The following is a 3276-nucleotide window of genomic DNA, read 5'->3' on the forward strand; positions in this document are numbered from 1 at the left end:
GCCTGGAAGGGGCGGGGACTGAGAATGTGGTCGTTGGCGCCATCGGCAGCCGCCGACTTCAGGCCACTATCACCGGCCCGGGCGGGCACTCCTGGACAGAGGCAGGGGCTCCCAACCCGATTGTCGTACTGAGCAAGGCGATCGCTGCGATGGAGCGAATCAAACTGCCGCGTCAGCCGCGTACTACCTGGAATATCGGGCGTATCGAGGGCGGCATGTCCGTCACCTCAGTACCCGAGCGTGCAAGCTGCCTCATCGACCTGCGCTCTGTCGATATGGACCAACTGATCTCTCTGGAGGTCCAGGTCCACCGCGCGCTTGAAGATGCTGTTCTTGAAGCAAATGACGACGCCGGCGACCGCAGGCTGAGCCTCCATGTGGCGACCATCGGCGACCGCCCGGCAGGAACCCTCTCCACAGAGGCTGCTCTGCTTGAGACCATTCATGCGGTAGACCGCCATCTTCGCCTGCGTACCGAGCTTCGCATCGGTTCGACCGATGCCAATGTGCCGCTGGCCCTGGGACGGGAGGCGATTGCGGTAGGAGCGGGAGGCATCGCCGGGGGCATCCATACCCACAGCGAGTGGTTCGACCCGGCTGGGAGAGAGCTGGCGTTGCGCCGTGTTTTGTTGATCTTGCTGGATGCCGCCAGATGAGGTGGCCAGACCACCGCCGGAATTGCACAAAACACCTTTCAGGTTAATCAGCGTCTAAACCTGCGAATGCCGCCGAGCACAAATTTCCCCGTTTTCGGCGATATACTGGCGTATTGCATGGTGTCTTTGGCGCGCGTGCTTTATTGAGGGATACACAACTACATGGAGAAAAAGATGTCACTGTGGGAACGGATTCAGGCCCGGCGTCTGACCTCGACCTTCGCGTTGCTGGCAACGCTGTCGGTCGGCATTGTGGCCGGCTCAGTTCTGACCGCGAAGGTTCATGGCAAGGAAGCGCAGGAGTCCTCAGACGCGACGCCTCTGCGTATTCCTGAGCCCCAGAGCGTGGGCAATGGCTTTGCGAAGATTGCCAAGATGGTTGGACCCGCGGTGGTCAATATCAACACCGAGAGCCTGCCAAAGCAGGCTGCCCAGCAGCGTCGCCGCCGCGGCAACGGTAATGGCAGTCAGGATCAGCAGGATATGCAGGATTTCTTTAACCGGTTCTTCGGCGGAAATCCTGGCGGTGGTGATGACGAGGATGATGATGGCGCGGGCGGCGAACGCAGAGCTCTGGGCTCCGGCTTCATCGTCGATTCAAAGGGCTACATCATCACCAACAATCACGTGGTGGAGAAAGCCGACAAGATTTATGTGAAGCTGCGGTTTCGCCATGCCAGCGAACACCGTGGTCAATGTCTACAACATGCTCATCGGACCGGAACATAAGGTGACCCGTGGATCGATCGGAATCAGCTTCCAGTCGAACATCTCCTCGGCAGTCTCCCGCATGTACGGTTCGGGCGTCATCGTCAGCACCGTCAGCAAGGGCGGACCGGCGGAGAAGGCCGGGCTGCAGCCGGGTGACGTGATTGAGTCGATCGACGGCCGCAAGATCAAGGACGGCGATGACATGGTGAACGACATTGCTGCCCGCCGTCCGGGATCGACAGTCAAGCTCGGCTATCTGCGCGACGGTAAACCAGCCTCAACGACAGTCTCCATCGGTGACCGCGCGAAGATTTTTGCCGATCTCAATGGCAATGGGCAGGACGACTCACAAGAGGCGCAATCCTCTGATGTTTCTGCCGATAAACTGGGCCTGACCGTCAGTGCTTTGCCTAACAACGTGGCAACCAAGCTCGGCATCAAAGGTGGAGTTATCGTTTCCGCCCTGAAGCCGGGATCGTTTGCAGACGAGATCGGGCTGGGCCGTGGACAGATAATCGTTGAGATTAACCGCAAGCCGGTGACCGACATGGCCAGCTTCCAGGCCGCGATCAAGAGCCTGAAATCCGGTGATGATGTGGTCTTCCTGGTTCGTACGCCGAACTCACCGACTGGTGGCAACAATTACGTGGGCGGTACCCTGCCGTAGCCCTGCAATCCACTCGCAGAAAAGAGCGGCGCAAAATGGGAAATCCGCCCTTTGCGCCGCTTCTTTTTCTGTTGCCGAGGGTTTACTTTGTCAGTAACCTTGAATGCAAATCAAGGTCAGACAGAATTGGAAATCGCCTGATACCAGGCGTTGCAGGTGTTGGAATGATGCGTCTTTCCCAAGTCTTATTTGTTGTTGCGCTTGCAGTCGTTACCGCTGTTCCATCTCACGCTATGATGCGTTCGCGGCGGGGTCCAACGGCTCCACATGTCCAGAAGAAATCAAACAAGCCGGGAACGATACGGCATACCACGTTCAAGCCCGGCCAGCGTGGCATTGGTGATAACCGCGCTACCGAGATTCAACAGGCGCTAATCAAGGCGGGTTACCTGAATGGCGATCCAAGCGGCCACTGGGATTCTTCAACGGAGGCCGCAATGCAGAAGCTGCAATCTGACAACGGTTGGCAGACCAAGCTGGTACCGGATTCACGCGCACTGATCAAGCTGGGCCTGGGACCGCACCAGGAGAATCCGGCCACAATTTCCGACAGCACGGTGTCAGCGCTCGGGTCAAAATAAGACCATTTCCGGAAAGCGTTTGGGCACGATGGAGCATTTCCCTGTAGGTGTCGTGTGGGGCTTCCGCATCTATGGGCGTTTTCCGCGATGAAAACGCCGCTGCACGTCCCTTCCGGGATACCAAGCAACAGGGAAAATGCTCTAGTCTGAAAGAGTGAAGCGACGGATTGTTGTTCTCTTCCTTCTGGCAATGGCGGCGAGCGCTCATGCCATTGAGCTGAAGATCTCAGCCGATGCATTGGAACGCACCCTGAAACAGCAGTTATTCAATACACCCGATGGCCGCTATTATCTGCGCGGCGATGGCGCTTCAGCCTGTTACGTCTACGCCGAGAAACCCCACGTCAGCTTCAAAGATGACCGCATCATCGTCAGTGTCCACACAAGATCCCGCGTGGGCGCTGGATTGCGCGGCGCTTGTATCGGGGTGGGATTAACGACAGATGCCGATGTATCCATGCTGCCGGAGGCGGAAGGTGAGACCATCGGCTTCCGCGATACTCACATCGACCAGCTAAGCGCCTCGAAGGAGTTAGGCTTTCTTCTGGTTCCCTTCCTCAGCCGCAAGCTGCCGCAGAACATGAAGGTCAATGCCGCGGATCTGCTGCGCCAGGCGCTGACGAAGTCAGGCACTTCAACCGGATATCTGCTGGCGCTGGAG

Annotated in this window: 5 protein-coding genes; all 5 read left to right on the plus strand. The window is 58.0% G+C overall.

What is annotated here, in order from left to right; genetic code table 11:
• Positions 1 to 656: peptidase dimerization domain-containing protein (locus AB4043_RS22620; protein WP_442308168.1), on the plus strand; the 656-nt coding region annotated here is incomplete at its 5' end.
• A 174-nt stretch (positions 657 to 830) separates the two neighbouring features.
• Positions 831 to 1385 (plus strand): hypothetical protein, encoded by a 555-nt coding sequence (locus AB4043_RS22625; RefSeq protein WP_442308169.1) that lies wholly within the window; start codon positions 831 to 833, stop codon positions 1383 to 1385.
• On the plus strand, positions 1330 to 2034 hold the full coding sequence (locus AB4043_RS22630) for a PDZ domain-containing protein (RefSeq protein WP_442308170.1): 705 nt from the start codon (positions 1330 to 1332) through the stop codon (positions 2032 to 2034). Before AB4043_RS22625 ends, AB4043_RS22630 begins: the two co-directional genes overlap by 56 nt.
• A 35-nt stretch (positions 2035 to 2069) precedes the next feature.
• Positions 2070 to 2615: a peptidoglycan-binding domain-containing protein gene (locus AB4043_RS22635; protein ID WP_442308171.1), complete on the plus strand. Its 546-nt coding sequence runs from the start codon at positions 2070 to 2072 to the stop codon at positions 2613 to 2615.
• Positions 2616 to 2769: 154 nt separating this feature from the next.
• On the plus strand, positions 2770 to 3276 hold a 507-nt coding region (locus AB4043_RS22640; RefSeq protein WP_442308172.1), incomplete at its 3' end, for a hypothetical protein.

Origin of the sequence: Terriglobus sp. YAF25, assembly GCF_052113305.1 — a bacterium.
Classification (GTDB): Bacteria; Acidobacteriota; Terriglobia; order Terriglobales; family Acidobacteriaceae; genus Terriglobus.